The sequence below is a fragment of the Aromatoleum tolulyticum genome (genome assembly GCF_900156155.1).
GTDB classification, from domain to species: domain Bacteria; phylum Pseudomonadota; class Gammaproteobacteria; order Burkholderiales; family Rhodocyclaceae; genus Aromatoleum; species Aromatoleum tolulyticum.
This window is the reverse complement of sequence record NZ_FTMD01000032.1, coordinates 1-2,711: the sequence shown is the minus strand read 5'-3', so window position 1 is coordinate 2,711 and position 2,711 is coordinate 1. Positions and strand designations below refer to the sequence as shown.

Below are 2,711 nucleotides of genomic sequence, written 5' to 3'. Positions count from 1 at the left end.
GGCCGCGCATCGCTGTCAGGACGGGAGTTTCGGGAATGCCTCTATGACAATCAACTCGTCAGTTCGTTCACTGGGTTTTGCATCACCCTGTTAGCCTCTGCCATTTTGCGGAGGCCGTCTTCAAGAACGGTACCAATGATTACGGCCGCAGCATCTTTATAGCCTTCATGGAGGAGGTACTCCCCCATTTCCAAAAAGTCAGCGAAGACGTCGGCTTGGACGAGCGCTTTGAACTGGACGAGGAGGCCATTTTCTAGGTCGTGCTTGATAGCTCTCGCCACACCAACCATTTGTGAAAAATGCGCATTCCAATTGCTATGCAGCTTGTAGAAGTAGTTCGTCGAAAGCGCCGAGGAGTACGACTCGAAGTGCTGGCTCTTTTCGCCGTAGAGCCGACGAATTAGCTGTCCAAGCCGGGTTACCCAAGTTGAGACTTCGATCAGTTCTTCTCCTTGGATTTCATCACCAGAAGACTGGATGGTGCGAAGCAGGGATGCGCCGGTGTCGGCAAGATCGCTTACCTCGGTCTGAATTTTTGTGTCAAGTCGGCTCATAGTGGAATCTTTGATGCCCAACGAAGGGTTGGGCGTCATTTGAGGAACGCCGCGATTTCGACGCTTGCGGTGCTGAACAGCGTGCCAAGGAAAACCCAAGCAGCGCCGATGGCGGAGACATGCAAGCCACTCGTTTCGTAGGACTTGAGATGTCCCCGCAACTCGATAGAAAGGGCCTGCCGATGCTGTTGCTCGGAGTGCTGCTGGTCTTTTAGGGACTGAGCCGTGCGGTCGAACTCGGCCTGGAAGTTGGTGATTCTCTCGTGGATTAGCGGCAAGTTCCGCTCAATGGCAGTGAGCCTCGCTTCGACGGGTGCAGAGGGATCGATCGGCCACGATGTGTGCCCCCTAGCGGAAAGCGCGTCACCAAGAGATATAGAAGCGCTCATCGAGCCTGTAACTACGCGCGCCCTCAGGGGAAAGCGAGCGAGCCATTCAATGAACGCCCGGTACGGGGACGCCATACCAAAGAAGTCGCGTGTCTCGACAATACCCCACACGACGGTAACGAGGCCGAGAACTTGGAGCACCATTCCAGCTATGCGAACGACTGGCTCAGCATCGCCCCCGCGGCTGATGACAACGAACGCGGCCGCGAGACAGACGGACACACAAAGCCAGAAATGGCGCGGTTCGTAGAACAGCCAGCGCAACGTATTCGCGACCTTTGGGGACATGAGTGCTTCCTATGACGCCCAACGTGGAGGTCACCGGCGCTGCGCGGTCTTATCGCGCAGCGTCCGGTGGACCGCAGGGTTATGCCTCACGGCTTCTTTGGTGGTGCAACTGGGGCGGGCTTTGCCTCACTTGTGGTGGGCTGATAGCCGCCTTGGACCTTGTCCCCGGTCGGTACCGTTGTTGGAATAGAGGTCGGTTGATAACCCTTTTGAAGCGGTTGGTAGCCTTCAAGCGCCGGCTTCTTTTCTGCCATTGTCTTCTCCTGCGGTTAGTTTAAAGAACTCAACTGTCACGATCTCCGATGACAGAATAAGGATTCCAGCAGTCTCGGTTCGCGGTCGCTCAAAACCTCCATCGTCGTTGAGCACCCAGTTTTCTTCAAGGTAGAGCTGCTCGGTTGCGGGAGCACTTGATGCGAACGAAGCGGAGTCATAGCGCCCAGCGATCCTTTTTCCATCCTTGAGCGTAACGACGGCCCAATACGGTTTCCGTTGAGCGAAGACAAAATCCCATGGCTTTGCGGTGGGATGCGGCATCGAGCGTTGAAAGAACTCAGTTGTGCGGAGCTTTTTCAGCGTACAGGCCCACGCAATTGGCGCAATCAGCAGCACAAAGACATAGAACAAAGCGTAGGCAGTGGGTTGCGACTCACGGACTTGATTGGTTTCAACAGAATAGATCGGCCAAAGCAGCAGGGCGTAGTTGAATGAACTGTAGGCAACGGCGTCAATGAGCAGCTTGTCAGATTCCTTCTGGGCGCCAGGAAAGAGGAGTTCGTACGTCTTGAGGCTGACAAAGCCAGGAATCACGAAGGCTATGAACAGCAAGAGCTTATTGGCGTCCCAAATGTCCATCAATGCTCCCTTGAGGCATAACGTTGTAGGTAAGGGGCGCTGCGCGGCGCTTTATCGCGCAGCGTCCAGCGACCGGAGGGAGCGACCTTGACCGGAATGTTAGGCATCGGCTTCTACCTCGTTTTCGGTTGGGTATACCGACAGACACAGAGAAATGCCAGCCTGGCCTGACAAAGACAACAATGCTGGCGGAAATGTGAATGAGGACCAACCCGGCGGATATATTTCAGCCCCAAAATCAAGAACCAACCACTCAACCCCAGGGAACGAACTCAAGCGCTTTACGTTTTCAAGGTTGATTTGGAGGAACGAAATCGCATCTTCGATTTGCTGCTGCAATTCGGAGAAGCTGGCTTCGCTGGCCACGATTCGAATACCCGAGGATTCATTGATCTGTTCGTTTGATGTGCTGTTCGGGAAGCGCCTTTCACCCTTGCGCCACATGGAATCAATGATGAGCGGAACGCTGGCGATGAAGCAATCCGCATTGAAATTTCCACCACCAGCTCGGAGCATGCAACTCATAGATGCCTAACAGGGTGATGCAAAACCCAGTGAACGAACTGACGAGTTGATTGTCATAGAGGCATTCCCGAAACTCCCGTCCTGACAGCGATGCGCGGCC

Annotated in this window: 5 protein-coding genes; all 5 read right to left on the bottom strand. The window is 54.6% G+C overall.

Features of this window, described 5'->3' with window-relative positions:
* Window positions 1-50: 50 nt before the first annotated feature.
* The 5 genes from BW991_RS23410 to BW991_RS23805 all read right to left on the bottom strand — a co-directional run bounded on the left by BW991_RS23410 (window position 51) and on the right by BW991_RS23805 (window position 2,602).
* Entirely contained in the window at window positions 51-554 is a 504-nt protein-coding gene (locus BW991_RS23410) for a hypothetical protein (RefSeq protein WP_139336002.1), read from the bottom strand.
* Between the two features lie 35 nt (window positions 555-589).
* On the bottom strand, window positions 590-1,231 hold the full coding sequence (locus BW991_RS23405; RefSeq protein WP_076604518.1) for a hypothetical protein: 642 nt from the start codon (window positions 1,229-1,231) through the stop codon (window positions 590-592).
* A gap of 86 nt (window positions 1,232-1,317) precedes the next feature.
* On the bottom strand, window positions 1,318-1,485 hold the full coding sequence (locus tag BW991_RS23980) for a hypothetical protein (RefSeq protein ID WP_170879170.1): 168 nt from the start codon (window positions 1,483-1,485) through the stop codon (window positions 1,318-1,320).
* The gene (locus tag BW991_RS23400) at window positions 1,460-2,086 is read right to left on the bottom strand and encodes a DUF6338 family protein (protein WP_076604517.1); all 627 of its coding nucleotides are present in this window, start codon (window positions 2,084-2,086) and stop codon (window positions 1,460-1,462) included. Before BW991_RS23400 ends, BW991_RS23980 begins: the two co-directional genes overlap by 26 nt.
* Before the next feature lie 99 nt (window positions 2,087-2,185).
* Entirely contained in the window at window positions 2,186-2,602 is a 417-nt protein-coding gene (locus BW991_RS23805) for a hypothetical protein (protein WP_139336001.1), read from the bottom strand.
* Window positions 2,603-2,711: the final 109 nt, after the last annotated feature.